Below are 23609 nucleotides of genomic sequence, written 5' to 3' on the forward strand. Positions count from 1 at the left end.
GCCGGGGGACCCTCCGCCCGGCCGGGTTCGCGTACGGGGCCGGGCGCCCATGGCCCCTGTCCCCGTGGCCCCTGTCATTCCTGCCTGTCCCGCGGGGCCCGGGGAACTGGCGATGTCCGGCGCCCCTTGGGGCGCGCGGGCTTGAAAGCAGAACGCCCCCGGCGTGCCGGGGGCGCTGGCGTCAGCGGCGCAGGCCGAGACGGGCAATCAGCGCCTGGTAGCGCGGTTCATCGGTCTTTTTCAGGTAGTCCAGCAGTTTGCGGCGCTGTGCCACCTGTTTCAGAAGCCCACGGCGGGAATGGTTGTCCTTCTTGTGGGTCTTGAAGTGCTCGGTCAGCGTCGCGATGCGCGACGACAGGATCGCAACCTGGACTTCCGGCGAACCGGTGTCGCCTTCCTTGGTTGCATATTCCTTCATGACGCGGGCTTTTTCTTCGGCCGTGATCGACATCGGGGTCTCCTTTGGTTTGATGTGAATGGCTCAGGCCGGGATGTCGTCCAGCAAGGCCCTTGGAGATATCCGCCGTTTTTCTGCGGATGCGCGCGTATAAGGGAAAACGCGCGAAAAGGAAAGGACAGATTGCCCCGCCGCCAGCGTGTTAAGCCTGCTTTCCATCTTTCTTGGTGTAGGGCAATGGCTGTGATAATACAACCCAAAGGCGCAGGTTCCTGCGCAATGCAGGTTGTGATGAGGGCGCATGCTGGGTGTGGCCGGGCTGATGGGGTTGCTTCTGCTTGGCGCGTTGGGGGCGGTTTCGCTCACCCGCCTTCCGGGCACGGACGAAGACGCCCTCTCGCCCGACAGCCCCGAACCCGAACCTGACCCGGATCTGCCCGACCTTCTTGATCCGGACGGACCGGATGAGCCACCGTCGGATGATCCGCCCCCTCCGCCCGAGGGCCGGTATCACGAAGGTGGTGAGGGGCCTGACACACTTGTGGGTGGCGCCGGTGATGACACGCTTCTTGGCCATGATGGCGATGACGAAATCGGCGGTTACGACGGAGATGACCTTCTGTTTGGCGGTGCAGGGGGCGACGTGCTCCTGGGCCATGGCGGCGATGACACGCTTTTCGGGGGTGACGGCGACGACTGGCTGGAGGGGGGCGACGGCAATGACCTTCTTCACGGCGATGCGGGCGACGATTATCTGGCAGGCGGCGAGGGCGACGATACCCTGCACGGCGGCACCGGCGACGACCGGCTGCTGGGCGGCGGGGGGGATGACCTGTTGTTCGGGGGCGAGGGCGCGGATGCGCTTCATGGCGGCTTTGGCGACGACATCCTGATCGGCGGCCCTGGTCAGGACACGCTGTTCGGTGGCTTCGGAAACGACACACTTGTCGGCCTTGTGCTGGACGAACATCTGGCAGACATCGACACGACCGACTACCTCAACGGTGGCGAGGGTGAAGATGTGATCTTTGTCGGCGCGCGGGACATTGCCCATGGCGGGCAGGGGGCCGATACCTTCGTGCTGGGCGACTGGATCGCGCCCGAGCAAAGCGCCACGATCTCGGACTGGTCGGATCAGGACCGGATCGTGGTCATCTACCGCCCCGACGATTTCGGCCCGGTGCTGCGCGTGGAACACCCCGAGGATGAACCCGACACTGCGGCGGTTCTGCTGAATGGCATCCGTCTGGCGACGGTGGTCGGCGGCGCGAACCTTACGGCAGAGGAAATCGAACTTGTTCCCTGGGACGCGCAGATGCTGATCGACCCGGCGCTGCTGTCATCTGACCGCTGAGGCTGCGTCACGCAAAGGCGGTGGCGTGATCCCAGGGTTCGGGCTGCTGGCCATAGCCGATGTACAGCGGGTGCTTGGGGTGACCGCCCTGGGTCAGGCCCAGGTGAAACAGCGGGCGGCCCGTGCCGCGCATCAGCGCCTCGACCTGAGGCCCCCGGTTCAGATGGGCGCCATGCGTGCCCCAGGCACAGACGATCCGGTCGGCCCAGTCGCAGCTTTCCAGAATGGCCGCATCGTTCTCAGGGCCAACGGGGTCGGGTGCGGCCCGCATCTTTCGGGGATCGGTGTCGCGCCAGGCAAAGATGTTGCAGACGCGAAAGGCACCGAATCCCAGCGTGCGCGCGCGCCTTTCGCAACGCTCGACGGTGGGATCGTTCTGGTATTCCGTCGCTGTTGAAGGGTTCAGCATCACGAACAGCACCTTGTCACCCTCGGCCCAGCGACGCGTCAGCAGATAGCGATAGCGTTCGCAGGGGGAATAGACGGCGACGCTGGCCGCGTCGCCCTTCTGGTGGCTTCGGGTGATCACTGGTTGAACACCCGGCTGGGGTGTAATTCGCCCGCCTTGTAGATGCCGACGGCCACAGCCCGACCCTGATGGCTGGCCCAGGCTTCGTCGCCGAAGTCCACATCCGAGGCGATGACCATTCCCGGGTTGCCGTTGCGCAACCTTGCCGCGCCCTCGGCGGTGGCGGGCAGCTGTGGCAGATCGGCAAGCCCGTCTTCCAAGGGACGCAGCAGCGCGTCCAGAGCCTCGCTATGGGCCAGTGCATCGATCTGGGCCAGCGTGACGCCTTCATCCGCGACGAAGGGGCCGGACCACACCCGGCGCAGCCATTGCACATGGCCGTGGCAGCCCAGCGCCGCCCCCAGGTCACGCGCGATCGACCGCACATAGCCGCCCTTGCCGCAGACCATTTCCAGCACGACGTGATCGGCATCGGGCCGTTCGGCCAGTGTCAGGCTTTCGACCCAGAGCGGCCGGGCCACAAGGTCAAGCGCCTCGCCCTGCCGCGCGAGATCATAGGCCCGTTCACCTTCGACCTTCACGGCTGAAAACTGAGGCGGGATCTGCATGATGTCGCCGCGAAACGCCTCAAGCGCGGCCGCGATCGCCGCATCATCCGGCCGCAGCTCCGATCGGGCGATCACCTCGCCCTCGGCATCGTCGGTAGTGGTCGCCGCGCCCAGCCGCACCGAAAACCGATAGCATTTCAGTGCATCGGTGACGTACGGCACGGTCTTCGTGGCCTCCCCCAGGGCGACAGCCAGCACGCCTGTTGCCTCGGGGTCCAACGTACCGGCATGGCCCGCCTTGCGGGCGTCGAACGCCCAGCGCACCTTGTTGACCACGGCGGTCGAGGTGATGCCAGCCGGCTTGTCCACCACAAGCCAGCCCGAAATGTCGCGGCCCTTGCGCCTGCGTGCCATAGCTTTGTCCTTCCGGTTCTTCAGGCTGCGCCTGCTAGCCCCCCGGGCTCTGATCGTCAATTGGAACGACGGTGCCGACGATGGGGCCAAGCGGCAGGCCCCAGTCGTTGCGGCGCAGGTCGGGTGCGTGAAGCCGCGAGATATTGCCATCGAAGTAGAGGGCATTGGGTGTGCCGAGCCCATCGCGGAACAGTCGGCCGAATTCGTGAAAGGTCACGCGGCGTTCCGAAATGGCGAACCACGCCCGACTGCCGTCTTCCGAGACTCCGACGCCGTTGCGCACATAGCGCGAGGTGGCATCCACCAGAAAGCGCGGGTGCAGATCGCCGTCGATGACCAGCATCGGCCCCGATTGGGTCGCATAGTCGCACTCAGGCTGTTCACGCGAAAAGATGCGCGATTCGACCACCTGGAAACGATCTCCCGCGATGCAGAAGACGCCGTTGGGAAGCAGCCCGAAATTGCCAGGGCCGGCGGACGTGACCAGATCGCCTGCGGCGCCATCGGGATCCCGATAAAGCCCCACCGGCGAACGGTCTGAATGATACATGCCCGCATTCATGGCAAAGCCAAGGCGCAGCCCCTGATCGGCAAGGCTGGCGTTCACCCGGTCAAAGCTGCCGAACACGGCCCCATCCGGCGCGGTCAGCCACATCCGCAAGTCATCCCGGCCAGCCACCACTTCACAGACGGTATAACGGTTGCCGTCATGATCCAGTTGCATGCAGGCGCCGGCAACGGCGGGCGTCGCCGCGCCCAGGCTGACCAGGCCAAGCAGCATCGACAGCCAGTGCATCGATCAGGCCCTCTCGTCGTCGGTGCCACCCTCGACATCACGGCGCACCGTGTCATCGTTCAGCAGCCGGCGGGTCGCATCCATGCGGTCAAAGGTCTCGTCGATCGCAAAGCGGATTTCGGGCGCGAACTTCAGCGTCAGCTCCTTCGCAACCTGGCGGCGCAACTCGCTCCGGTTGCGGCGCAGGGCAGCAAGGGCTTCCTCGGCGCCATGCCCGCCCAGCGGCAGAACATAGGCCGTCGCGACCTTCAGATCCGGCGATGTCCGCACCTCGCCCACGGTGATCGACATGCGGTTGAGATCCGGATCATGGACATCACCGCGCAACAGCACGTCCGACAATCTGCGCCGGATCAGTTCGCCCACGCGAAGCTGACGTTGAGAGGGGCCGGAGCCCGAAGGAAATCGGTTTGCCATGCCCGTGATGTAAGCCATCCCTGCCCCCCCCGCAAGCGACCGCCGCACGCCCTTTGCCAATCGCGCCGGCTGCCGTTAAACGGAGGCAAAGGAAAGGGCGCGGCATGAGCGAGACAACAATGACATTGCCGGGGATCGTGATCACCGGCGCGTCGGGCCGGATGGGGCAGATGCTGGTGCGCACGGTCAGCGCCAGCAATCAGGCACGGCTTGTGGCCTGTCTGGAGCGGCCGGGCCATGCCTGGATCGGCCAGGATGTGGGCATTGCGATGGGCGGGCCGGTGCTTGGCGTCACCGTCAGTGACGACCCGCTCGAAGCCTTTTCGAAGGCGCAGGCGGTGATCGATTTCACGGCGCCGCAGGCCACGGTGGAGTTTGCAGCGCTCGCGGCGCAGGCGCGCGCTGTCCATGTCATCGGGACCACGGGCCTCGAGGCTGCGCATCTCGCACGCCTCAGCGCGGCGGCGCGTCATGCGGTGATCGTCCGTGCCGGCAACATGAGCCTGGGTGTGAACCTTCTGGTCCAGTTGACCCGCAAGGTTGCCGAGGCGCTGGATGCCGATTTCGACATCGAAGTCGTCGAGGCGCATCATCGCCACAAGGTCGACGCGCCTTCGGGCACGGCGCTGATGCTGGGCGAGGCGGCCGCGGCAGGCCGCGGCGTGAACCTTGCCGAGGTCAGCGACAGCGGGCGCGACGGCATTACCGGCGCGCGGGGGCGCGGCCGCATTGGTTTTGCCGCAATCCGCGGCGGCGACATCGTGGGCGAGCATGACGTCATCTTCGCGGGAGAGGGCGAGCGCATCGTGCTGCGCCATGTCGCCACCGACCGCACGATCTTTGCGCGGGGCGCGCTGCGGGCAGCCCTGTGGGGCCAGGATCGCGAGCCGGGGGAATATTCTATGGCAGACGTTCTGGGCCTCTGACGGCTGATCCAGTCCCGTGCCTCCGCCGTAAAAAGCGTCATGCACGAGGTCGCCATGCCGAACATCACCCTGGTCGCGACGCTGCTGGCCGGACTATGCCTTGCCTGTGCAGCCCAAAGCGACGATTTCAGCCCGGTCCTGACCGAGGAGGAGTTCCTGGAGCATGTCACCGGACGCGAACTTGCGCGTCTGGGCGTGCGGCTGCGCGTGTCGCCGGACGGCGGGATCGAGGGGAGCGGCTTTGGCTTTCAGGTCAGCGGGCGATGGGACTGGCGCGACGGCTTCTTCTGCCGGACTTTGCGCTATGGCACGACCGAGCTTCCGCTGGATTGCCAGCGGGTCAAGCGCCGGGGGGATGTGCTGCGGTTTGTATCGGCACAAGGGCAGGGTGAAATGGCAGATCTTCGGCTGCGCTGAGGCGCTGCCGCCACCCGGTCAGGCCGATGCTTTTGGCGGGCAGGTTTGGCCAGGTGCGTCGCGCGGATCAGATGCGTATCTTCCAGCCCCGAGGGTCAGAATGCGGCCCGGTCAGAAATCGACTGCGATGCCCTTCTTCTCCCAATCGCCATAGCGCACCGGCTCGGGCCCTTCGCGTCCACCCAGTTCGGTCGGCAGATCCAGCGGCGGCCGCGAGCGGCGGCGTTCCTCGGCCTCGGCGAGGGCGCGCAGAGCGGCGGGGGGAAGCGGAGTTTCGGTCATGGATCTCTCCCTCGGCTTTCGTGCAGCGAGTGCTTGGGATATAGCAGCCCCGCGGGGCAGGGCAAGCTGCCAGGACAGGCAAGGAAACGCGATGGCAGGCCAGACAACGGGCCAGGATACAGGATCAGGCGCAGTCGCACCGCGCAGGGCGGCGCTGCATCTTCTGGATCAGGTGCTGGGCGAACGCCGCCTGCTGGCTGAACTGATCGCCTTGCCCGACGGGCCGCTGGCGGCGATGCAGCCCTCTGCGCGCGCGCGGGCACAGCGGCTTGCGCTGACGGCGCTCCGCAACATCGGCCGGGCCGATCGCCTGCTGGGGCCCCATCTGCGCAAGCGCCCGCCGCTTCCGGTTCACAACATCCTGCGCCTCGCCTTGGCCGAGGTGCTGGCCGAGGGCGAGGCCGCGCATGGCGTCGTGAATTCCGCAGTGACCATCGCGCGCAGCAGCCCCGGAACGGCGGCCATGGCGGGCCTTGTGAACGCGGTGCTACGCCGGTGCCTCGAGGGTGCCGAGGGCCGATGGAATGAGCTGCCGGTGCAAGAGCTTCCCAAATGGCTGCGCCGGCCGTTGATCGATGCTTATGGCAAGCCTGCTGTCCAGGGGATGGAACGCGCGCATCTGGCGGGGGCACCGCTTGATCTGACGCTGAAGCAGGAGGATCACGCGCTGACCCAGGCGCTGGGCGCGGCGACGCTGCCGGGGGGGAGCCTGCGGCTGCCGGCACGGGTGCAGGTTTCGGACCTGCCGGGCTATACCGGCCCCGATGCGGGTTGGTGGGTGCAGGATGCCGCGGCCGCCCTGCCGGTGCGGCTGCTGGACCCGCGCCCCGGCGAACGGATCGCAGATCTGTGTGCCGCGCCCGGCGGCAAGACGATGCAGCTTGCCGCGGCGGGGGCCACGGTCACCGCAGTCGATCTGTCCGCGCAACGGATGGAGCGGGTGCGCGAAAACCTTCGTCGCACAGGCCTGGAGGCGGATCTTGTCGTTGCCGATGCGACGCAGTGGCGGCCGGCTGCGCCGCTGGATGCGGTGGTCCTTGATGCGCCCTGTTCTGCAACCGGAACGATCCGGCGCCATCCCGACCTGCCCTTCGTGAAGGATGGCAGCGAGATCTCCGCCCTTGTCGCGCTTCAGGCGCGGCTTCTTGACCATGCCGTCGGGCTTTTGCGCGACGGCGGGCGGCTGGTGTTCTGCACCTGCTCGCTTCTGCCCGAGGAGGGCGAGGCGCAGGCGCTCGCGGCGCTGAAACGGCATCCGGGGCTCCAGATCCTGCCCGCCTGCGCGGATTGGATCGATCCCCAATGGCGCAGCCCCGAAGGGGGCCTGCGCCTGCGTCCCGACTTCTGGCCGGACCGCGGCGGGATGGACGGGTTCTACATGGTCGTGATGCAGTGGACCCCAGAAGCGTCGTGACAGGGCGGCAGGCAAAAGCTAAGGTTGCCGCGCGGCATTCAGCCGGTGATGAACCCTGACGCTGGACCTTGCATGGCACGCGCCCCACGACGCCCGCGATTGTTGCTGCCCGGCCCGGCCGGCAACCGGCTGCGGGCGCGGCTGCTGGGCCTGACATCCCCCCGGACGCGGCTGATCGCCGACCCAGAACCTCAGTTCATCGGTTCGGCGCCGCGCGGGCGCCAGATCCTGGAAGGCCGCTATCAGCTTGCCGGGATCTATGCCGAAGGCAATGACCCCTGGGCGCTGGAACGTGCCACCGGCGGCAACCCGGCGTTTCAGGAGGCGCTGCACGGTTTTCTGTGGCTGGATGACCTGGCAGCGGTGGGCGGCCCGGCCGCGAAGCGCCTTGCCACGGCAAGCACGACGGGCTGGCTGCGCCGGTTCGGTCGCGGGGCAGGGCCCGGTTGGGTTCCGCAGCTGGTGGCGCGGCGGCTTCTGCGATGGCTCTGTCATTGGGAGCTGATCGCGCCCGAACGCGAAGCCGACGCGGCCCGGCTTGCCCGCGTGATGGGGCGGCACGCGCTGTTCCTGTCGCACCGCTGGCCCGCCGCCCCGCCCGGCCTGGCCCGGATCGAGGCGCTGACCGCCTTGGCCTATGGCGGGCTGGCGCTCGAGGGCCTGTCGGACCTCGCGGCCCCGGCGGGGGCCTTTGTCGCGCAGGCCTGTGCGGTGATCGGCGACGACGGTGCCGTTCCCAGCCGCAACCCCGAAGAACTTCTGGACATTCTCCACCACCTGCTTCTGGCCGCTTCGGCCCTGACCGAAGCAGGGATGGAACCGGCCGAGGCCCATCTTTCGGCGATCGCGCGCATCGCGCCACTGTTGCGAAGCCTGCGCCACGCCGATGGCGGGCTTGCGCGTTTTCACGGCGGAGGGCGGGGCGCCACGGGACGGCTGGATCATGCCCTTGCGGCGGCCGGGGTGCGGGATCGCGCCCCGAACCCCGCGATGGGCTATCATCGGCTTGCGGCGGGGCGCAGCACCCTGATCGCCGATGTCGCGCCACCACCACAGGGGGTGCATGCTACGCGCGCCCATGCCTCGACCCTGGCGTTCGAGCTGACGGTCGCGCGCCGGCCGCTGATCGTGAATGTGGGTTCAGGGCTTGCCTTCGGGGGTGACTGGCGTCGGGCGGGACGGGCCACGCCGTCGCATTCCACCCTTGGACTGGACGGGGTTTCTTCCTCGCGCCTTGGTGCGGGCGAGGCATTGGCTGAAACGCCCCGGGTCTTTCTGCATGCGGATGCCGGGCCCCTTGGTCTTTCGGCCTCGCACGATGGCTGGCGTCAGAGCCACGGGTTGCTGCACAGCCGCCAGCTGATCCTGTCGCGCGACGGGCGCGCGCTGGAGGGCGAGGACTGGCTTGGCCCTGGATCGGAGGCTGACAGCGCGACCTTCCGGCAGGCGCTGCAGGCGACAGATCGCCAGGGGCTGCGCTTCAGCCTGCGCTTTCACCTGCATCCCGATGTCGAGGCGGACCTGGATGCCGGCGGGCTGGAAGTTGCCCTCGCCCTGCGGGGCGGGGACCGCTGGACCTTCCGCCACGACGGCACCGCAGTGATGGCGATTCAGCCGTCTGTCTATCTGGATGGCCGCCGTCTTGCCCCCCGGCCGACAAGACAGATCGTCCTCTCGGCCACAGTTGCCGATCATGAAAGCCGGATTGTCTGGACGCTGGCCGAGGCACAGGATAGGCCGCGCCATATCCGAGACCTTGAAACCGACGAGCTTCTGGCCGACGCCTGATCTGACCCAAAGGACCCGAGCATGACCAACCTTGTGCCCATCGGCCGCGCGCTGATTTCCGTATCCGACAAAACCGGGCTGATTGACTTTGCCCGCGCACTTGCCGATCGCGGCGTCGATCTGATTTCCACCGGCGGCACGGCCGCCGCGCTGCGTCTTGCCGGGCTTGCGGTGCGCGATGTTTCGGAAGTGACCGGGTTTCCGGAAATGATGGACGGGCGGGTCAAGACGCTGCATCCGATGGTGCATGGCGGGCTTCTGGCGCTGCGCGATGATGATGAGCATCTTGTGGCCATGGCCGCCCACGGGATCGAGCCGATCGACCTGCTGGTCGTCAATCTCTATCCGTTCGAACAGACTGTGGCGGCGGGCGGGAGCCATGCCGACTGTGTCGAGAATATCGACATCGGTGGGCCGGCAATGATTCGCGCGGCCGCGAAGAACCACGGCTTTGTCAGCGTCGTCGTGGACCCCGAAGACTATGCCCCGCTTCTGGATGAAATGGCAGCCCAGGATGGTGCGACCCGGCTGACTTTCCGTCAGCATCTGGCGCAGAAGGCCTATGGGCGGACGGCGGCCTATGATGCGGCGGTGTCCAACTGGATGGCCGGCGCGATCGGCGAGACAGCGCCGCGTCGCCGCACCTTTGCCGGAACGCTGCGGCAGACGCTGCGCTATGGCGAAAATCCCCATCAGGCCGCAGCCTTCTACACCGATGGATCCGACCGCCCCGGCGTTGCGACAGCACGGCAGTGGCAGGGCAAGGAACTGTCCTACAACAACATCAATGACACCGATGCGGCGTTCGAGCTGGTCTCGGAGTTCCTGCCGGGCGACGGACCTGCCTGTGCGATCATCAAGCACGCCAATCCCTGCGGCGTGGCGCGGGGCGAGACGCTGATCGATGCCTATCGCCGTGCCTATGATTGCGACCGGACCTCGGCCTTTGGCGGGATCGTCGCGCTGAACCGGCCGCTGGACGGCCCCACAGCGGAAGAAATTACCGGCATCTTTACCGAAGTGGTCATCGCCCCCGGCGCGGATGAGGCCGCGCGCGCGGTTTTTGCAGCGCGCAAGAACCTGCGCCTGCTGACCACCGATGGCCTGCCCAACCCCCGGCAGCCAGGCCTTGCAATCCGCCAGGTTTCGGGCGGCTTTCTGGTGCAGGACAAGGACACGGGCTTCCTCTCGGACGGGCATCTTCGCACCGTCACGCGCCGAACGCCCACCGCGCAAGAGCTTTCCGACCTTCTGTTTGCCTGGAAGGTCGCGAAACACGTCAAATCCAACGCCATCGTCTATGTGCGCGACGGCGCGACGGTCGGCGTTGGCGCCGGCCAGATGAGCCGGATCGACAGCACCCGGATTGCGGCCCGCAAGGCCGAGGACATGGCCGAGGCGCTGGGCCTTGCCGAGCCGCTGACCCGCGGCTCGGTGGTCGCATCGGATGCGTTCTTCCCCTTCCCCGACGGGCTTCTGGCTGCGGCCGAGGCAGGGGCCACCGCGGTGATCCAGCCTGGCGGATCAATGCGCGACGCCGAGGTCATCGCGGCGGCCGATGAGGCCGGGCTCGCGATGGTCTTTACCGGCATGCGGCATTTCCGGCACTGACATGGCGCGCAGAAAACGCAAATCGGCCAATGTGATGGTGGCTGGCGGCACGGCCGCTGCCATCTTCCTTCTGGATCAGGTATCGAAATACTATGTGGTTCACATGCTGAACCTTGACCGGCGGCTGGCGATCGACGTCTGGCCACCCTATTTCAACCTGCGCATGGCCTGGAACCAGGGCATCAATTTCGGCCTGCTATCCGGCGAAGCCGAAATCGTGCGCTGGGCGCTGATCGCTGCCGCGCTGGTGATTTCGGCCTGGGTCTGGATCTGGACCCGGCGCGAGCCGCGCAACACCTGGGTGCAGCTTTCGGGCGGGTTGCTGGTGGGGGGCGCGCTGGGCAATGTGGTGGATCGGCTGCTTTACGGTGCCGTGGCCGATTTCATCAACATGTCCTGCTGCGGTCTGCGCAACCCCTATGCGTTCAACGTGGCGGATGTGGCCATTTTTGCCGGCGCCTTCGGGCTCATCCTCTTTACCGGGCGCCGAAAGACCCCGTGACGCGCCCGGATCTTTAGGCTAAAGACGGGGCGAGACGCGGCGCAGGAGGCTTGGATGCAGGCACGGGCGAGGATCTTCGGAACGGCTTTGATGGCGCTGCTGGGCCTTGCGGCCTGTGGCGGTGGCGATCCGCGCCTGATGAATGTCACCTCGAACACGCGCAGCCCGGACGAATTCGCGATTCTGCCGACCCGTCCGCTGCAGATGCCACCTGATCTGAACGCGCTGCCACAGCCGACGCCGGGCGGGGCAAACCGTGTTGATCCGCAGCCGCTTGCCGATGCGGCGGCGGCGCTGGGCGGCAATCTTGGCGCGATCACGGGCGGACCGGCGCCAGCCGATGGCGCGCTCCTTGCCCATGCGCAGCGCAATGGCGTCACATCCACGATCCGCGCCGATCTGGCCGCCGAGGATGCGGCCTTCCGCCGCTCGAACCGGGGGCGCCCGCTTGAGCGGTTGTTTGGTGTGAATGTCTATTACCGTGTCTATGGTCCGCAATCGCTTGATGCCCATGCCGAGCTGGAGCGCTGGCGCGCCGCTGGCGCACGCACCCCGGCAGCGCCACCGCGCCCCTGATCATCAGCCCCGGTCACGGATCACGTCTTTGTTGGTCCGGTTGACCCCCGCCTGCCCGACGGTAACTGTTCCGCAGCATTTCGGAGGGAAGTGGATGGCGAAACTCGTCTGGTTGGTTCTGGCCGTCACGGTGCTGGCCATGCCGTTGCGTGCGCAAGAGGTCACGTCCTTCACGCTGGACAACGGTATGGAGGTGGTGGTGATCGAGGATCATCGCGCCCCGGTCGTTGTGCATATGGTATGGTATCGCGTCGGCGCCGCCGACGAGGCGCCGGGACAATCCGGTATCGCGCATTTCCTTGAACACCTGATGTTCAAGGGCACCGAGACGCGGGCATCGGGCGCATTTTCCGCCACGGTCGAGGCGCAGGGCGGAACCGACAATGCCTTCACATCCTGGGATTACACCGGATATTTCCAGCGCGTCGCCTCGGACCGACTGGGCCTGATGATGGAGATGGAGGCCGACCGGATGGCGAACCTGCGGCTGCAAGAGGCCGAGGTGCTGACGGAACGCGATGTGGTGCTGGAAGAACGCAACCAGGTGGTCGAGGGCAACCCCGGCGGCATATATCGTGAAATCCAGCGAGCCATGCTGTTCATGAACCACCCCTACCGGGTGCCGATCATCGGCTGGCCTGATGAAATCGCCGCGCTGACGCTTGAGGACGCCGTGGCTTTCTATGAAATGCACTACGCGCCCAACAATGCAATCCTGGTGGTGGCAGGGGATGTGCAGCCTGAAGAGGTCCGGCAACTGGCCGAAGAACACTATGGCCCGATCCCGCCGCAGCCTGCCATTGCCCCGCGGCTGCGCCCGCAAGAGCCGGTGCAGCGCGCGCCGCGCCGCTTCACCTATGCCGATGCCCGGGTCAGCGAACCCTTCATCGGGCGCAGTTACCTTGCCCCCGTTCGGCGCAGCGGCGATCAGCGCGAGGCGGCGGCGCTGGTCGTTCTGGCAGAACTTCTGGGCGGCAATCCGGCCACCTCGGTGTTGGGCCGCGCCCTGCAGTTCGACGAACAGATCGCCCTGTTCACGACAGCGGGCTATTCCTCGGTTGCCGTCGATGCCTCGACCTTCGAAATCGGCCTTGCCCCGGTACCGGGTCTGTCCCTGACCGAGGCCGAGGCGGCCCTGGACCGGGTTCTTGCCCGGTTTCTGGAACAGGAGATCGACGCGGCGCAGCTCGAGCGGGTCAAGACACGCATCCGCGCCTCGGAAATCTACGCGCAGGACAGTGTGCAGGGCCTCGCGCGCCGCTATGGCGAGGCACTTGCCGCAGGCCTCACGCCCGCCGACGTGCAGGGCTGGCCCGAGGTGTTGCAGGCCGTCACGGCCGAAGATGTCATGCAGGCGGCTGAGGCAGTGCTTGATCTGAACCGGTCGGTTACCGGCTGGCTGGTGCGCGAAGACGCAACGGAAGGAGCGGGGCAATGATGATCCGTCTGGTGGGCGCGGTCATCGCGCTTTGGCTTTCAGGGCCGGCTTTGGCCCAGATCGACATCCGCGAAGTGGAAAGCCCCGGCGGGATTACTGCCTGGCTGGTCGAGGAACATGCGATTCCCTTCGTGGCGCTTGAACTGCGCTTTGGCGGCGGCGCCAATATCGACGAAGAGGGGCAGCGCGGGGCCGTGAACCTGATGACCGCCCTTCTGGAGGAAGGCGCTGGTGATCTTGATGCCGCCGGTTTCGCCGTTGCGGCCGAGGAACTGGCGACCAACTTCCGGTTCTCCGCAGGCAACGACGCGGTTTCGGTTTCGGCGCGGTTTCTGAGCGATAACCGGGACGAGGCCGTGGCGCTGTTGCGCCTCGCCCTGACCCAGCCGCGCTTTGATGCCGAGGCGATCGAGCGGGTGCGCGCGCAGGTTCTGGCCGGGATACGGCAGGATGCCCGCAGTGCCAATGCCATTGCGCGGGACCGTTTCGCGGCGCTGGCCTATGAAGATCACCCCTATGGCCGCCCGCTTGAGGGCACCGAGGCAAGCGTGGCAGCCCTTGACCGCGACGCCCTTCTGCGCGCGCATGAACGGGCAATCACGCGGGACAGGCTGCATGTGGCCGCGGTCGGGGACATCAGCGCCGAGGAGCTGGGTCATCTTCTTGACGCGCTTCTGGCGGATCTGCCGGCCTCGGCGCCGCCCGCACCGGGGCCTGCGCCACAAGGCCTGAGCGGCGGTGTCACCACGGTTCCGTTCAATGCGCCGCAGTCGGTAATCATCTTCGGGCAGACCGGCATTCCGTTCGACGATCCGGATTATTTTGCCGCCTTCATCATGACCGAGGTTCTGGGGGGCGGGCGTTTCTCGACCCGTCTGATGCGCGAGTTGCGGGAACGGCGCGGCCTGACCTATGGCGTCGGCACTTCGCTGGTGTCGCGGGATCATTCCGACATGCTTCTCGGGCAGCTTTCGGTTCCGAACGCGCGCGTGGCCGAGGCGCTGGACATCATCCGGCAGGAATGGGCCCGAATGGCCGCCGAGGGAATCACCCCCGAGGAACTGGAGCGCGCGCAGACCTTCCTTACCGGATCCTATCCCCTGCGCTTCGACGGCAACGGCACGATTGCGCAGATCCTCGTGTCGATGCAGGCGCAGGGAATGCCGATCGACTACCCGAATACCCGGAACGACCGGGTTCTCGCGGTGACGTCCGCAGATATCGAACGCGTCGCGGCGCGTCTGCTGGATCCGGAAGGGCTGCATTTCGTCGTCGTTGGCCAGCCGGAGGGGCTGGAAACCGACGGCTGAGCAGGGTGGTGGCGGACGGTCCTGCGGGATGCTAGAAGTGGTGGCATGAACGCGCAGCGCCCCAACATGCGTCCGGTTATCCGGCAACTCGACGAAGCGACGGCCAACCGGATCGCGGCGGGCGAGGTTGTGGAGCGCCCGGCCTCGGCGGTCAAGGAGCTGGTGGAAAACGCAATCGACGCGGGGGCGCGGCGGATCGAGATCGCCTATGCCGATGGTGGCAAGACCCTGATCCGTGTCACGGATGACGGCTGCGGCATGAGCGCCGAGGACCTGCCCCTGGCGCTGTCGCGCCACGCGACGTCGAAGATCGATGGCAGCGACCTGCTGGCGATCCGCAGCTTCGGCTTTCGTGGCGAGGCGCTGCCATCGCTTGGCGCGGTGGGGCGGCTTCAGATCACGTCGCGCGCCGAGGGCGAGGCCGCGACAATCTCGGTTTCCGGTGGACGGATCGAGCCGGTGCGACCGGCCGCGCTTGGCCGCGGCACGGTGGTCGAGCTGCGCGATCTGTTCTATGCGACGCCGGCGCGGCTCAAGTTTCTCAGAAGCGACCGGGCCGAGGCGCAGGCCATCGCCGACGTGGTGCGCCGGCTGGCCATGGCCGCGCCCGCAGTCACTTTCGTGTTGCGCGATACCACTGGGGACGGTGACGGCCGCGTCGTGCTGCGGGCCGATGCCGCAGGCGGAGATCTCTTCGATGCGCTGCACCGGCGGCTTGCACAACTGATCGGCAGTGATTTCATCGAGAACGCACTGCCGCTGGACATCCGGCAGAATGATCTGCGCCTGACGGGTTATGCCGCGCTGCCCACCTATTCCCGGGGTGCGGCCGTGGCGCAGTATCTGTTCGTCAACGGCCGCCCGGTCCGCGACAAGCTGCTGCTGGGGGCGCTACGGGCAGCGTATTTCGATTATCTGTCGCGTGATCGCCATCCGGCCGCAGTGCTGTTCATCGAGTGTGATCCGCAGCTTGTGGATGTGAATGTGCATCCCGCCAAATCCGAGGTGCGCTTTCGAGATCCGGCTGCGGCGCGCGCGTTGATCGTGTCGGGGCTGCGGCAGGCGCTGGCGGGGGCGGGCCACCGCGCCTCGTCCACGGTTGGCGCGGCGACGCTTGATGCGATGCGTCCGGAACCGCGTATCTATCAGATGGACCGGCCGTCCCCGCGCGCGATCCAGACAGCCTTCGTTGCCCAGGCGCCGGCGCCGGTATTCGCCGAAACCTCGGCGCCCTTTGCGCGGATCGAGGAAACCCCCGCCGTGCAGGAGGGGCCGCTGGGCGCTGCGCGGGCGCAGGTCCATGAAACCTATATCATAGCCCAGACCCGGGACGGCATCGTGATCGTCGATCAGCACGCCGCGCATGAACGTCTGGTCTATGAGCGATTGAAGCGGCAGTATGCGTCGTCGGGGATTGCCTCGCAGGCCCTTCTTATCCCCGAGATCGTCGAGATGAGCGAGACCGAGGCCGCGACACTTCTGGCGCTGGCCCCTGACCTTGCCCGCCTTGGCCTGGTGCTGGAGCCCTTTGGCGGCAGTGCCATCGCGGTGCGGGAAACGCCGGCCCTGCTGGGCGTTGTGGATGCGCGGCGCCTGTTGCGCGATGTGCTGGACGAGATCGCCGATCAGGGCGAGGCGCTTGCACTGCAGGCCCGGCTTGAGGCGATCCTGTCGCGCATCGCCTGCCACGGTTCGATCCGGTCAGGCCGGCAGATGCGTGGCGAAGAAATGAACGCGCTTCTGCGGGAAATGGAGGCAACGCCACATTCGGGCCAGTGCAACCACGGGCGCCCGACGTATGTGGAATTGCGTCTGGCAGATATCGAGCGGCTGTTCGGCCGACGTTGATCAGATCCGCAGGAAGGGCTGCGCGAGCCGTGGGAGCAGCGAATTGAAACGCAACGGCGCATCGGTCACGGCAAGGCAGATGCAATCGTCGCCCGCCTCGGCGATCGGGGTATGTTCAAGCTCTTCGGTGGCGATCTCGATATCGCCGGGGCCGAAGCGATCGGTTTCGTCCCGAAAGGCGCCCTGAAGGACCAGCGTCAGTTCCATCCCGCGATGGCCATGGTCCGGCACGGCCGCACCAGCCGGAATATACAGAAGCCGCGCCGTCGCCCCGCGGGCGGTGGGCAGGATCGCCTGCTTCACCCCCATGCCGATCGCGCGCCAGCGGACTTGTTCAAGATCCCCGCCGACATAGTCCTGCAAGGGCGCGGGAAAGACCCGCCGGCCCTGCGGCCTGGGCTGTGCCGGCATCTGGGGTGCTCGAGGGGCGGCCGCGATGCGTTGCATTGTCAGCTCCAGGCTGTCTGCCGCGAGTTCGGGCAGATCCTCGGCTTCCAGCAGGGCGCCGCCGATGGCGTCAAACGCGCCAAGCCGCGCGCGGCATTCATCGCACAGCGAAACATGTGCGGCAACGATAAGGTTGAACGCCTCGGGAAGCTGGCCCGCAGAATAAGCCATCAGCAGCGCGTCAGTCAGGTGGTGGGTGATCTTCATGCTCTAGCTCATCTGATGGCGCAGCCTCTCGAGCGCCAACCTAATTCGGGATTTGATCGTGCCAAGCGGCAGCCCGGTTTCGGCGGCGATTTCGCTGTGCGAAAGGTCGCCGAAATAGGCGCGCTCGATCAGGTCACGCTGTTTTTCCGGAAGCTGCGCGAGGGCGGCGCTCAGGCGCCGTGTCTCCTGGCTCAGCGCCAGGGCATCGGCCTGATCGGGTTCCGGGTCCGGCCCCCAAGGAAGATCCTCGGGGTCGGGGCGGCGCTGTTTGCGCAGCGCGTCTATCTTGCGGTTCCGGGCGATGGTGAAGATCCAGGTCGCGACGCTGGCGCGGGAGGGGTCGAACATGTGCGCCTTGTGCCAGAGGGTCGCCATCACCTCTTGCGTGCATTCCTCGGCCAGGGTGCTGCTGGCGCCGGATTTCACCAGAAAGGCCTTCACGCGGGGCGCGAAGTGACGGAACACTTGGGCAAAGGCTGCGGTGTCACCCTCGCGGATCCGCGCCATGTGCATGGTCCAGTCGGGGCTGTCCGTCATTCGCGCGTCGTTCAACCCCGTCTCCTGTTTCGAAGCCGCCTGTTTGCGCTCACGATAAGCGGGGCGCGTCGGCGATGCATCCTGAAACTGCGCCTGCAACCCCGATGGGGCGCGTTCGGGAACAGGGGCTTCCCGGCAGGAGAGGGTGCTGGTCGCGGTCAACATGTCGGTCTTACGCAGCCACAAGAGGATCGGATCATCTTAATCGCGTGATCCAGACGCGGGGCGATGGCGTATTGCTCCCATAACCGCAGAATGATCTGCGGCATGACATGAGGGATGAGAATTGCTTCAGGACGCCTGTGCAGCACCAAGACGCATCGCGATAATCGGTGGGGGGATCGCGGGAATGGCGGCAGCCCACCGCCTTGCGCCGCATCACCACGTCGTCCTGTGCGAAGCGGCCACCCGGCTGGGGGGGCATGCGCGCACCGTCATGGCCGGTCGGCGCGGTGACCAACCGGTCGATACCGGCTTCATTGTCTTCAACAAGACCAACTATCCGGGGCTGACGGCGCTGTTTTCGGACCTCGATGTGCCGATCGTGGAAAGCGACATGAGCTTTGGCGTCTCGGCGCGGGGCGGACGACTTGAATATGGGCTGCGCAGCCTTGGCACGTTGTTCGCGCAGCGACGTAACGCCGCCGATCCCCGATTTCTTGGCATGATCCGTGATATCCTGCGTTTCAACTCCCGCGCCTTGGCCTTGGCCCAGGATCCGGCCATGACGATCCGCGAACTGCTTGAGGCGCTTGGCACCGGCGATTGGTTCCGCGACTACTATATCCTGCCGTTTTCCGGTGCGATCTGGTCGACACCGGTACGCGATGTGCTGGATTTTCCGGCGATGGCCATGCTGCGCTTCTTCGCAAATCACGCACTTCTGGGCGTTTCGGGTCAGCACCAGTGGTACACGGTGCGCGGCGGATCGGTTGAATATGTTCGCCGGCTTGAAGCGGCGCTGAAAGCCCTGGGTGTGGAGATTCGTCTGGGGGCACCGATAATGGCCGTGCGGCGCGGCCCGCGCGGCCCGGAACTGCGCGGCATCGGCGGCACCTGGGAACTGTTCGACGAGGTGGTCTTCGCCACGCATTCGGATGACACGCTGCGCCTTCTGTCCGATGCGACAGGGCCTGAACGCGCCGCGCTTGCCGCCATCCGCTATCAGCCGAACGAGGCGATGCTGCATGCTGACCCTTCGGTCATGCCACAGCGGCGCAAGGTCTGGTCAAGCTGGGTCTATACCGACGCGGGCGGCAGGCCCACAGATCGCATCGGGCTGACCTACTGGATGAACTCCCTGCAGCCGATCCCCGAGGATGACCCACTTTTCGTGACCTTGAACGCCACTGCGCCCATTCGGGATGACCTGATCCATGACAGCGTTACCTTCCGCCACCCGGTCTATGATACGGGCGCGCTGCGGGCGCAGCAGGAACTGCGCGGCATGAACGGCAAGGCCGGCACCTGGTTCTGTGGTGCCTGGATGAAGAACGGTTTTCACGAGGACGGCTTGTCGAGCGCGCTTGATGTAGCAGCTGCGCTGCTGCGCGAACAGGCCGCGCGCGTGGCGGCATGACCGTTCTGGATCACGTCACGGGCACCACGTTGCACAGCCGTTCGGGCGCAGTGCGAAACAGCTTTCGTTATGGCGTGGACTACCTGCTGATCGACCCGGCCGTGCCTGGTCAACGCCGACCGTGGCTTTTTTCACGCAACCGGCGCAATCTCGTAGCCGTGCATGACAGGGATCACGGCGGACCGCCCGGCGGGGGACGGGGCCTCGAATGGTTGCGGGAGATCCTGTCCGAGCGGGGCATCGATCCCGGGGGCCGCGTTCTTCTGCTCGCGCAGCCGCGCGTGCTGGGGCACGTGTTTAACCCCGTGAGTTTCTGGCTTTGTCTTGATCGGCAGGACAGGCTTTGTGTCGTGCTGGCCGAGGTGACCAACACCTACGGCGATCGTCACGGCTATGTTTGTCACCACGACGATCTGCGTCCGATCGAGGCGCGCGACCGTCTTGATGCCACCAAGGTCTTTCATGTGTCGCCGTTCCAGCCGGTAGCGGGGCGCTACTCTTTCCGGTTCCGGCTGGACGAACGCAAGGTATCGGTGCAGATCGAATACGAGGCCGCGCCGGACGAGCGGCTTTTCGCGACGCTGGCCGGCACACGCCACCGGCTGACGGATTTGCGGCTGCTCGGAATCCTCTTGCGTCGTCCTTTCGGATCCCGTCGCATTCTGGCGCTGATCCACTGGCAGGCGCTGCGGCTGTTTCTCAAGGGTGCGCCCTTTCGCAACCGGCCGCCCCCGCCGGCAAGTGAGGTGTCGCGATGACGCGGGGCGACCTGCGGGCACATGCATCTTTCGCTGGTGTTCTGGGGGCGGCAGGCCTGCCGATCTACATACATGCGCCCAAATTCTATGCCGACACGCACGCCATCGGCCTTGCCACCCTGGGCGCGATCCTCTTTGGTCTGCGCTGCCTTGATCTGGCACAGGATCCGGCCCTGGGCTGGCTTTCGGCGCGGTTGCGGCACTGGCGCGGTGTTGCGGCGATGGCCGCCGGGCTGATCATGGCGCTTGCGATGCTGGGGCTGTTCATGCCGGACCCGCTTCTGTCGCCCCCGTTATGGTTCGCGCTGATGCTGGCTGCCTTGTTCAGCGCCTTCAGCTTCCTGACCATCAGTTTCTATGCGCAAGGCGTTTCGCTGGCGGCGCGCGAGGCTGGAGGGCACCTGCGCCTTGCCGCATGGCGCGAAAGTGGGGCGCTTGGCGGCATTGCCCTTGCGGCAGCGTTGCCGTCGGCGCTGACCTTTGCCACGGGACAGTCCTTTTTTGCGTTCGCGCTTGCGTTCGCGGCGGCGACGCTGGGGGCGCTGCTCCTGATGGCGGGACGCTGGCGCGCGGAAGCGGCTGCTTTGCGCGCACCGGGCCTGACAGAGGTTCTTGCCGACCCGCGCGCCCGGCGCCTGCTTCTGATTGCGCTGATCAATGCGGCGCCTGTGGCCGTGAGTTCGACCCTGTTCCTGTTTTTCATCGACAGCCGGATCGCAGCACCGGGATGGGAGGGGCCGTTGCTGCTGGCCTTCTTCGTGGCCGCCGCTGCGGCCGCACCGGGCTGGGGCGCGTTGGCGGTGCGGATCGGTGCTCGGCCGACATTGCTTGCGGGAATGATACTTGCGACGGCCAGTTTCGCAACCGCGGGCCTGTTGGGACCCGGGGACATACTGCCCTTTGCCGCGATATGCATTCTGTCGGGTGCTGCAATGGGCGCCGACCTGACGCTGTTGCCTGCGCTGTTCGCCGCCCGCATGACGCAGATCACCCCCGAGGCCGCCGCAGGCTTTGGCCTCTGGTCCTTCGCTTCCAAGGCTTCGCTCGCGCTTGCTGCGGTCGTGGTCCTGCCGTTGCTTGACCGGGCGGGCTTCAGCGCGGGTGGTCCGAACAGCCCGGAGTCGCTTGCGGTTCTGGGGGCGCTCTACGCCCTTCTGCCCTGCGCGCTGAAATGTCTTGCCATCGGTCTGCTGCTGGCAACCGATCTGAAGGAGAATTGATCATGGAGCCGATGCTTCTGGTTCTGACGGGCGCGGCACTCGCGCTGGGGGCGGTGCTGCTCGGGTCGCACATCCTGGGATTTGTCGCCCAACGCCCTGCGGACTTTGCGGGCCAGGGCCCTGTCCTGAACCTGCGCGACCACCTCGCGGGCCCGCTTCTGTGCGAGGGCGTGATCTATGGGCCCACGGGCCGGGTGGTGTCACGATTTGTCGCGGAGATGGAGGCGCATTGGCATGGCAATGTCGGAACCATGACAGAAGAGTTCCGTTATGACAGTGGCGCCGTCCAGCACCGCCAGTGGACGCTGCATGTCGAGGGTGATGACCGAATCCGGGCTGAAGCGCCCGATGTCGTGGGCACGGGACATGGCGAACTATGCGGCCCCGCGCTGCGCCTGCGCTACCGGATCCGCCTCCCCGACAGCGCCGGGGGGTATGTTCTTGACACAACGGACTGGATGTATGTCGTGGAAAATGGAACGATCATCAACCGAAGCCAGTTCCGGAAATACGGGTTCAAGGTGGCGGAACTGATTGCGACGATACGGAAGAACGACCGGTAGGGGAAGAGAACGTGAAAGACTGGCAGGGAAAACGCTATTGGCTGGTTGGGGCAAGCGAAGGTCTGGGGCGGGCGCTGGCCGACCGGATGAGCCGCGCCGGCGTCGAGATCATCGCGAGCGCGCGGAATGAAGCGCGCCTGGCCGATCTCGTGGCGGAGCTTCCCGGCAGATCGTCTTATGTGCCGGTCGATGTCTCGGATCGCAAATCTGTCGAGGCGGCGGCCGCCGAGGTTGGTCCGGTTGACGGCGTGGTTTATCTTGCCGGCGTCTATTGGCCGGTCAGCGCCACCGACTGGGATCCCGTGCATGTCGAACGCATGTGCGACGTGAACTTCACGGGCTGCGCGCGGGTGATGGGGGCGGTGGTGCCCGGCATGATCGAGCGCGGCTCTGGTCATGTGGTGATCACGGGCAGCCTGTCGGGTTTTCGAGGCCTGCCCGGGGCCATCGGCTATGGCGCAAGCAAGGCCGCGGTGATGTCGCTCGCCGAATCGATGCGCGTCGATCTGCGGGAAACGGGCGTGGCGGTGCAGGTGGTCAATCCGGGCTTCATCCGCACGCGTCTGACCGACAAGAATGACTTCTCGATGCCCTTCATGATGGAAGCCGAGGACGCCGCGCGCGAGGTTTTCGAGCACATGACGACTGACCATTTCGGCAAGAGCTTTCCGCGCGGTTTTTCCTGGCTGTTCCGCGCCGGGCGCTTTCTGCCCGACTGGGCGTTTTACCGACTTATGGGCAAGTAGCGATCTGGCGGTCGAATTCGGCCCGCGCCCGTGCCCACACTCCCTGTTCGGATGCGCGTAGCGCCTGAAGCGTGGGCAGAAGTTGCGCCGCATAATCGGCCGAGCTTTCCACGGGCAGCAGCGAGGGCAGGTTGTCGATTGCCATGACATCCAGCGGCGGCTGATCCTGGACGCGTCGCGCGGGGCGTTCCCAGTCCGTGACGCGATCATAGACCTTGATCGGCGAGAAGTCGGAACCAGGGTCACAGGCGATATCGCCGATGACCCGCAGCTTGCGCGATTGCCGCCCCGCATCAGCCGCGACGAAAACCGGGCAGCCGGGACCGGCCAGGATGCAGTTTAGAAAGATGTCATGGTCGAGGATTTCGGGGAAGGGCCCGCCGCTGGCGGTTTCGGCAGTGTCCCAGCGGGTCACCGGAACGCCGAGCGCCGTACAAAGGTCGGTGGCTCCGGTGCCGACGCGGCCCAGTGCGCCGATGACCAGCGCGCGAGGGCGGGGGCGGCCCGTCCCATCCAGGTCGCCGACAAGCGCCTTCAGCATCGCGTCCTTGCTGGCTGGCCGCTGAAGCGGGCCCATGATCCCGCCGCGCATCTGAGAGGCCCAGCAGGCGAGGCTGACGGCCGCGCCGGCAAAACCAGCCCAATAACCGAAGGCAGCCACGCGGCGCCCCGTTTCATCCAGAAGGTATTCAAGATCAAAGAGCGTGCCGCCGCCTGCCCTGAAGCGCTTCAGCAGGATTCGACCGGCCGGCTGGCCCTTGAAGGCATGGCCGAACATGATGTGGCGATGACGCAGGGGTGTCCCGTCTTCGGGGAGTTCCTTGAGGCCGAAGATCCAGGCATCTTCCGGCGCCTCGGGCCAGCTGTTCTGATCGGCGATGTCGCACCCTGCCTCGGCATAGGCGGTGATGGGGATGCAGCGATGGGCGCTCTGCTCGACCGTCAGGCGAAAGCCCTGCGCGATCAGCTGCGCTGCCCCTTCGGGCATGAGCCCGACACGTTCCTCGAACGGCCGCTGTTCGGCCCGCACCCAGAGATGAATCAT

General features: G+C 66.4%; 25 protein-coding genes. 16 read left to right on the top strand and 9 right to left on the bottom strand.

Annotated features, from left to right (window positions below; all coding sequences use genetic code 11):
- Positions 1-181 precede the first annotated feature (181 nt).
- Positions 182-451, bottom strand: a complete 270-nt coding sequence (gene rpsO / locus ACFQXB_RS16155; protein WP_377405910.1) for a 30S ribosomal protein S15 — start codon at positions 449-451, stop codon at positions 182-184.
- A gap of 247 nt (positions 452-698) precedes the next feature.
- Here rpsO and ACFQXB_RS16160 point away from each other — a divergent pair, with 247 nt between their 5' ends.
- On the top strand, positions 699-1751 hold the full coding sequence (locus ACFQXB_RS16160) for a calcium-binding protein (protein ID WP_377405912.1): 1053 nt from the start codon (positions 699-701) through the stop codon (positions 1749-1751).
- Between the two features lie 7 nt (positions 1752-1758).
- Here the strand turns inward: ACFQXB_RS16160 and ACFQXB_RS16165 are convergent, their stop codons facing one another.
- Genes ACFQXB_RS16165 through rbfA form a run of 4 tightly spaced genes read right to left on the bottom strand, consistent with a single transcriptional unit; the run spans position 1759 to position 4413 of the window.
- Entirely contained in the window at positions 1759-2280 is a 522-nt protein-coding gene (locus ACFQXB_RS16165; RefSeq protein WP_377405914.1) for a DUF1643 domain-containing protein, read from the bottom strand.
- Positions 2277-3182: a tRNA pseudouridine(55) synthase TruB gene (truB, locus tag ACFQXB_RS16170; protein WP_377405916.1), complete on the bottom strand. Its 906-nt coding sequence runs from the start codon at positions 3180-3182 to the stop codon at positions 2277-2279. The genes ACFQXB_RS16165 and truB overlap by 4 nt, the downstream gene beginning before the upstream one ends.
- 34 nt (positions 3183-3216) lie before the next feature.
- Complete coding sequence (locus ACFQXB_RS16175; protein ID WP_377405918.1) at positions 3217-3978, bottom strand: phosphodiester glycosidase family protein; 762 nt, start codon at positions 3976-3978, stop codon at positions 3217-3219.
- Positions 3979-3981: 3 nt separating this feature from the next.
- Positions 3982-4413, bottom strand: a complete 432-nt coding sequence (gene rbfA, locus ACFQXB_RS16180; RefSeq protein ID WP_377405920.1) for a 30S ribosome-binding factor RbfA — start codon at positions 4411-4413, stop codon at positions 3982-3984.
- A gap of 86 nt (positions 4414-4499) precedes the next feature.
- On the opposite strand from rbfA, the gene dapB reads away from it, so the two are divergent.
- Complete coding sequence (dapB, locus tag ACFQXB_RS16185) at positions 4500-5321, top strand: 4-hydroxy-tetrahydrodipicolinate reductase (protein WP_377405922.1); 822 nt, start codon at positions 4500-4502, stop codon at positions 5319-5321.
- A 54-nt stretch (positions 5322-5375) separates the two neighbouring features.
- Positions 5376-5738 carry a dihydrodipicolinate reductase gene (locus tag ACFQXB_RS16190; RefSeq protein WP_377405924.1) on the top strand — a complete coding sequence of 121 codons (363 nt, stop codon included), beginning with the start codon at positions 5376-5378 and terminating at the stop codon, positions 5736-5738.
- 111 nt (positions 5739-5849) lie between these two features.
- Here the strand turns inward: ACFQXB_RS16190 and ACFQXB_RS16195 are convergent, their stop codons facing one another.
- Positions 5850-6020, bottom strand: a complete 171-nt coding sequence (locus ACFQXB_RS16195; RefSeq protein WP_377405926.1) for a DUF1674 domain-containing protein — start codon at positions 6018-6020, stop codon at positions 5850-5852.
- A gap of 91 nt (positions 6021-6111) precedes the next feature.
- Here ACFQXB_RS16195 and ACFQXB_RS16200 point away from each other — a divergent pair, with 91 nt between their 5' ends.
- From ACFQXB_RS16200 to mutL, 8 genes are all read left to right on the top strand, one after another.
- The gene (locus tag ACFQXB_RS16200) at positions 6112-7434 is read left to right on the top strand and encodes an RsmB/NOP family class I SAM-dependent RNA methyltransferase (RefSeq protein ID WP_377405928.1); all 1323 of its coding nucleotides are present in this window, start codon (positions 6112-6114) and stop codon (positions 7432-7434) included.
- Positions 7435-7506: 72 nt separating this feature from the next.
- Positions 7507-9222: a heparinase II/III family protein gene (locus ACFQXB_RS16205; protein WP_377405930.1), complete on the top strand. Its 1716-nt coding sequence runs from the start codon at positions 7507-7509 to the stop codon at positions 9220-9222.
- A 21-nt stretch (positions 9223-9243) separates the two neighbouring features.
- On the top strand, positions 9244-10833 hold the full coding sequence (purH, locus tag ACFQXB_RS16210; protein ID WP_377405932.1) for a bifunctional phosphoribosylaminoimidazolecarboxamide formyltransferase/IMP cyclohydrolase: 1590 nt from the start codon (positions 9244-9246) through the stop codon (positions 10831-10833).
- A 31-nt stretch (positions 10834-10864) separates the two neighbouring features.
- Positions 10865-11335: a signal peptidase II gene (lspA, locus tag ACFQXB_RS16215; RefSeq protein ID WP_377405991.1), complete on the top strand. Its 471-nt coding sequence runs from the start codon at positions 10865-10867 to the stop codon at positions 11333-11335.
- 54 nt (positions 11336-11389) lie between these two features.
- Positions 11390-11911 (top strand): DUF3035 domain-containing protein, encoded by a 522-nt coding sequence (locus tag ACFQXB_RS16220; RefSeq protein ID WP_377405934.1) that lies wholly within the window; start codon positions 11390-11392, stop codon positions 11909-11911.
- A 94-nt stretch (positions 11912-12005) separates the two neighbouring features.
- Positions 12006-13349, top strand: a complete 1344-nt coding sequence (locus ACFQXB_RS16225) for a M16 family metallopeptidase (RefSeq protein WP_377405936.1) — start codon at positions 12006-12008, stop codon at positions 13347-13349.
- Positions 13346-14659: a M16 family metallopeptidase gene (locus ACFQXB_RS16230; RefSeq protein ID WP_377405938.1), complete on the top strand. Its 1314-nt coding sequence runs from the start codon at positions 13346-13348 to the stop codon at positions 14657-14659. Before ACFQXB_RS16225 ends, ACFQXB_RS16230 begins: the two co-directional genes overlap by 4 nt.
- Positions 14660-14704: 45 nt before the next feature.
- Positions 14705-16507, top strand: a complete 1803-nt coding sequence (mutL, locus tag ACFQXB_RS16235; protein WP_377405940.1) for a DNA mismatch repair endonuclease MutL — start codon at positions 14705-14707, stop codon at positions 16505-16507.
- On the opposite strand, the gene ACFQXB_RS16240 is transcribed toward mutL, so the two are convergent.
- Together ACFQXB_RS16240 and ACFQXB_RS16245 are read right to left on the bottom strand one after the other, a co-directional pair.
- Positions 16508-17161 (bottom strand): ChrR family anti-sigma-E factor, encoded by a 654-nt coding sequence (locus ACFQXB_RS16240; protein ID WP_377405942.1) that lies wholly within the window; start codon positions 17159-17161, stop codon positions 16508-16510.
- A 3-nt stretch (positions 17162-17164) separates the two neighbouring features.
- The gene (locus tag ACFQXB_RS16245) at positions 17165-17698 is read right to left on the bottom strand and encodes a sigma-70 family RNA polymerase sigma factor (protein ID WP_377405993.1); all 534 of its coding nucleotides are present in this window, start codon (positions 17696-17698) and stop codon (positions 17165-17167) included.
- 286 nt (positions 17699-17984) lie between these two features.
- Here ACFQXB_RS16245 and ACFQXB_RS16250 point away from each other — a divergent pair, with 286 nt between their 5' ends.
- Genes ACFQXB_RS16250 through ACFQXB_RS16270 form a run of 5 tightly spaced genes read left to right on the top strand, consistent with a single transcriptional unit; the run spans position 17985 to position 22564 of the window.
- Positions 17985-19277, top strand: coding sequence for an NAD(P)/FAD-dependent oxidoreductase (locus tag ACFQXB_RS16250; RefSeq protein WP_377405944.1), 1293 nt, complete (start codon positions 17985-17987; stop codon positions 19275-19277).
- A complete protein-coding gene (locus tag ACFQXB_RS16255) occupies positions 19274-20035 on the top strand; it encodes a DUF1365 domain-containing protein (protein WP_377405946.1) in 762 nt (253 codons plus the stop codon). The genes ACFQXB_RS16250 and ACFQXB_RS16255 overlap by 4 nt, the downstream gene beginning before the upstream one ends.
- Positions 20032-21255, top strand: coding sequence for an MFS transporter (locus ACFQXB_RS16260; RefSeq protein WP_377405948.1), 1224 nt, complete (start codon positions 20032-20034; stop codon positions 21253-21255). Before ACFQXB_RS16255 ends, ACFQXB_RS16260 begins: the two co-directional genes overlap by 4 nt.
- A gap of 2 nt (positions 21256-21257) precedes the next feature.
- Positions 21258-21818: a DUF3833 domain-containing protein gene (locus ACFQXB_RS16265; protein ID WP_377405950.1), complete on the top strand. Its 561-nt coding sequence runs from the start codon at positions 21258-21260 to the stop codon at positions 21816-21818.
- A gap of 11 nt (positions 21819-21829) precedes the next feature.
- Positions 21830-22564 (top strand): SDR family NAD(P)-dependent oxidoreductase, encoded by a 735-nt coding sequence (locus ACFQXB_RS16270; protein ID WP_377405952.1) that lies wholly within the window; start codon positions 21830-21832, stop codon positions 22562-22564.
- Here ACFQXB_RS16270 and ACFQXB_RS16275 read toward each other — a convergent pair.
- Entirely contained in the window at positions 22551-23609 is a 1059-nt protein-coding gene (locus ACFQXB_RS16275) for a saccharopine dehydrogenase (protein WP_377405954.1), read from the bottom strand. The two genes, ACFQXB_RS16270 and ACFQXB_RS16275, sit on opposite strands and share 14 nt — an antisense overlap.

Origin of the sequence: Halodurantibacterium daqingense (assembly GCF_042666235.1) — a bacterium.
Lineage (GTDB): Bacteria > Pseudomonadota > Alphaproteobacteria > Rhodobacterales > Rhodobacteraceae > Halodurantibacterium > Halodurantibacterium daqingensis.

Coding starts and splice junctions, on each gene's coding strand:
- ACFQXB_RS16220 (WP_377405934.1), top strand. CDS start 11,390: ATGCAGGCACGGGCGAGGATCTTCGGAACGGCTTTGATGGCGCTGCTG.
- ACFQXB_RS16260 (WP_377405948.1), top strand. CDS start 20,032: ATGACGCGGGGCGACCTGCGGGCACATGCATCTTTCGCTGGTGTTCTG.
- ACFQXB_RS16230 (WP_377405938.1), top strand. CDS start 13,346: ATGATGATCCGTCTGGTGGGCGCGGTCATCGCGCTTTGGCTTTCAGGG.
- ACFQXB_RS16265 (WP_377405950.1), top strand. CDS start 21,258: ATGGAGCCGATGCTTCTGGTTCTGACGGGCGCGGCACTCGCGCTGGGG.
- ACFQXB_RS16190 (WP_377405924.1), top strand. CDS start 5,376: ATGCCGAACATCACCCTGGTCGCGACGCTGCTGGCCGGACTATGCCTT.
- ACFQXB_RS16275 (WP_377405954.1), bottom strand. CDS start 23,609: ATGATTCATCTCTGGGTGCGGGCCGAACAGCGGCCGTTCGAGGAACGT.
- ACFQXB_RS16225 (WP_377405936.1), top strand. CDS start 12,006: ATGGCGAAACTCGTCTGGTTGGTTCTGGCCGTCACGGTGCTGGCCATG.
- rpsO (WP_377405910.1), bottom strand. CDS start 451: ATGTCGATCACGGCCGAAGAAAAAGCCCGCGTCATGAAGGAATATGCA.
- dapB (WP_377405922.1), top strand. CDS start 4,500: ATGAGCGAGACAACAATGACATTGCCGGGGATCGTGATCACCGGCGCG.
- ACFQXB_RS16175 (WP_377405918.1), bottom strand. CDS start 3,978: ATGCACTGGCTGTCGATGCTGCTTGGCCTGGTCAGCCTGGGCGCGGCG.
- ACFQXB_RS16245 (WP_377405993.1), bottom strand. CDS start 17,698: ATGACGGACAGCCCCGACTGGACCATGCACATGGCGCGGATCCGCGAG.
- ACFQXB_RS16195 (WP_377405926.1), bottom strand. CDS start 6,020: ATGACCGAAACTCCGCTTCCCCCCGCCGCTCTGCGCGCCCTCGCCGAG.
- ACFQXB_RS16160 (WP_377405912.1), top strand. CDS start 699: ATGCTGGGTGTGGCCGGGCTGATGGGGTTGCTTCTGCTTGGCGCGTTG.
- ACFQXB_RS16240 (WP_377405942.1), bottom strand. CDS start 17,161: ATGAAGATCACCCACCACCTGACTGACGCGCTGCTGATGGCTTATTCT.
- ACFQXB_RS16205 (WP_377405930.1), top strand. CDS start 7,507: ATGGCACGCGCCCCACGACGCCCGCGATTGTTGCTGCCCGGCCCGGCC.
- purH (WP_377405932.1), top strand. CDS start 9,244: ATGACCAACCTTGTGCCCATCGGCCGCGCGCTGATTTCCGTATCCGAC.
- ACFQXB_RS16200 (WP_377405928.1), top strand. CDS start 6,112: ATGGCAGGCCAGACAACGGGCCAGGATACAGGATCAGGCGCAGTCGCA.
- ACFQXB_RS16255 (WP_377405946.1), top strand. CDS start 19,274: ATGACCGTTCTGGATCACGTCACGGGCACCACGTTGCACAGCCGTTCG.
- rbfA (WP_377405920.1), bottom strand. CDS start 4,413: ATGGCTTACATCACGGGCATGGCAAACCGATTTCCTTCGGGCTCCGGC.
- mutL (WP_377405940.1), top strand. CDS start 14,705: ATGAACGCGCAGCGCCCCAACATGCGTCCGGTTATCCGGCAACTCGAC.
- truB (WP_377405916.1), bottom strand. CDS start 3,182: ATGGCACGCAGGCGCAAGGGCCGCGACATTTCGGGCTGGCTTGTGGTG.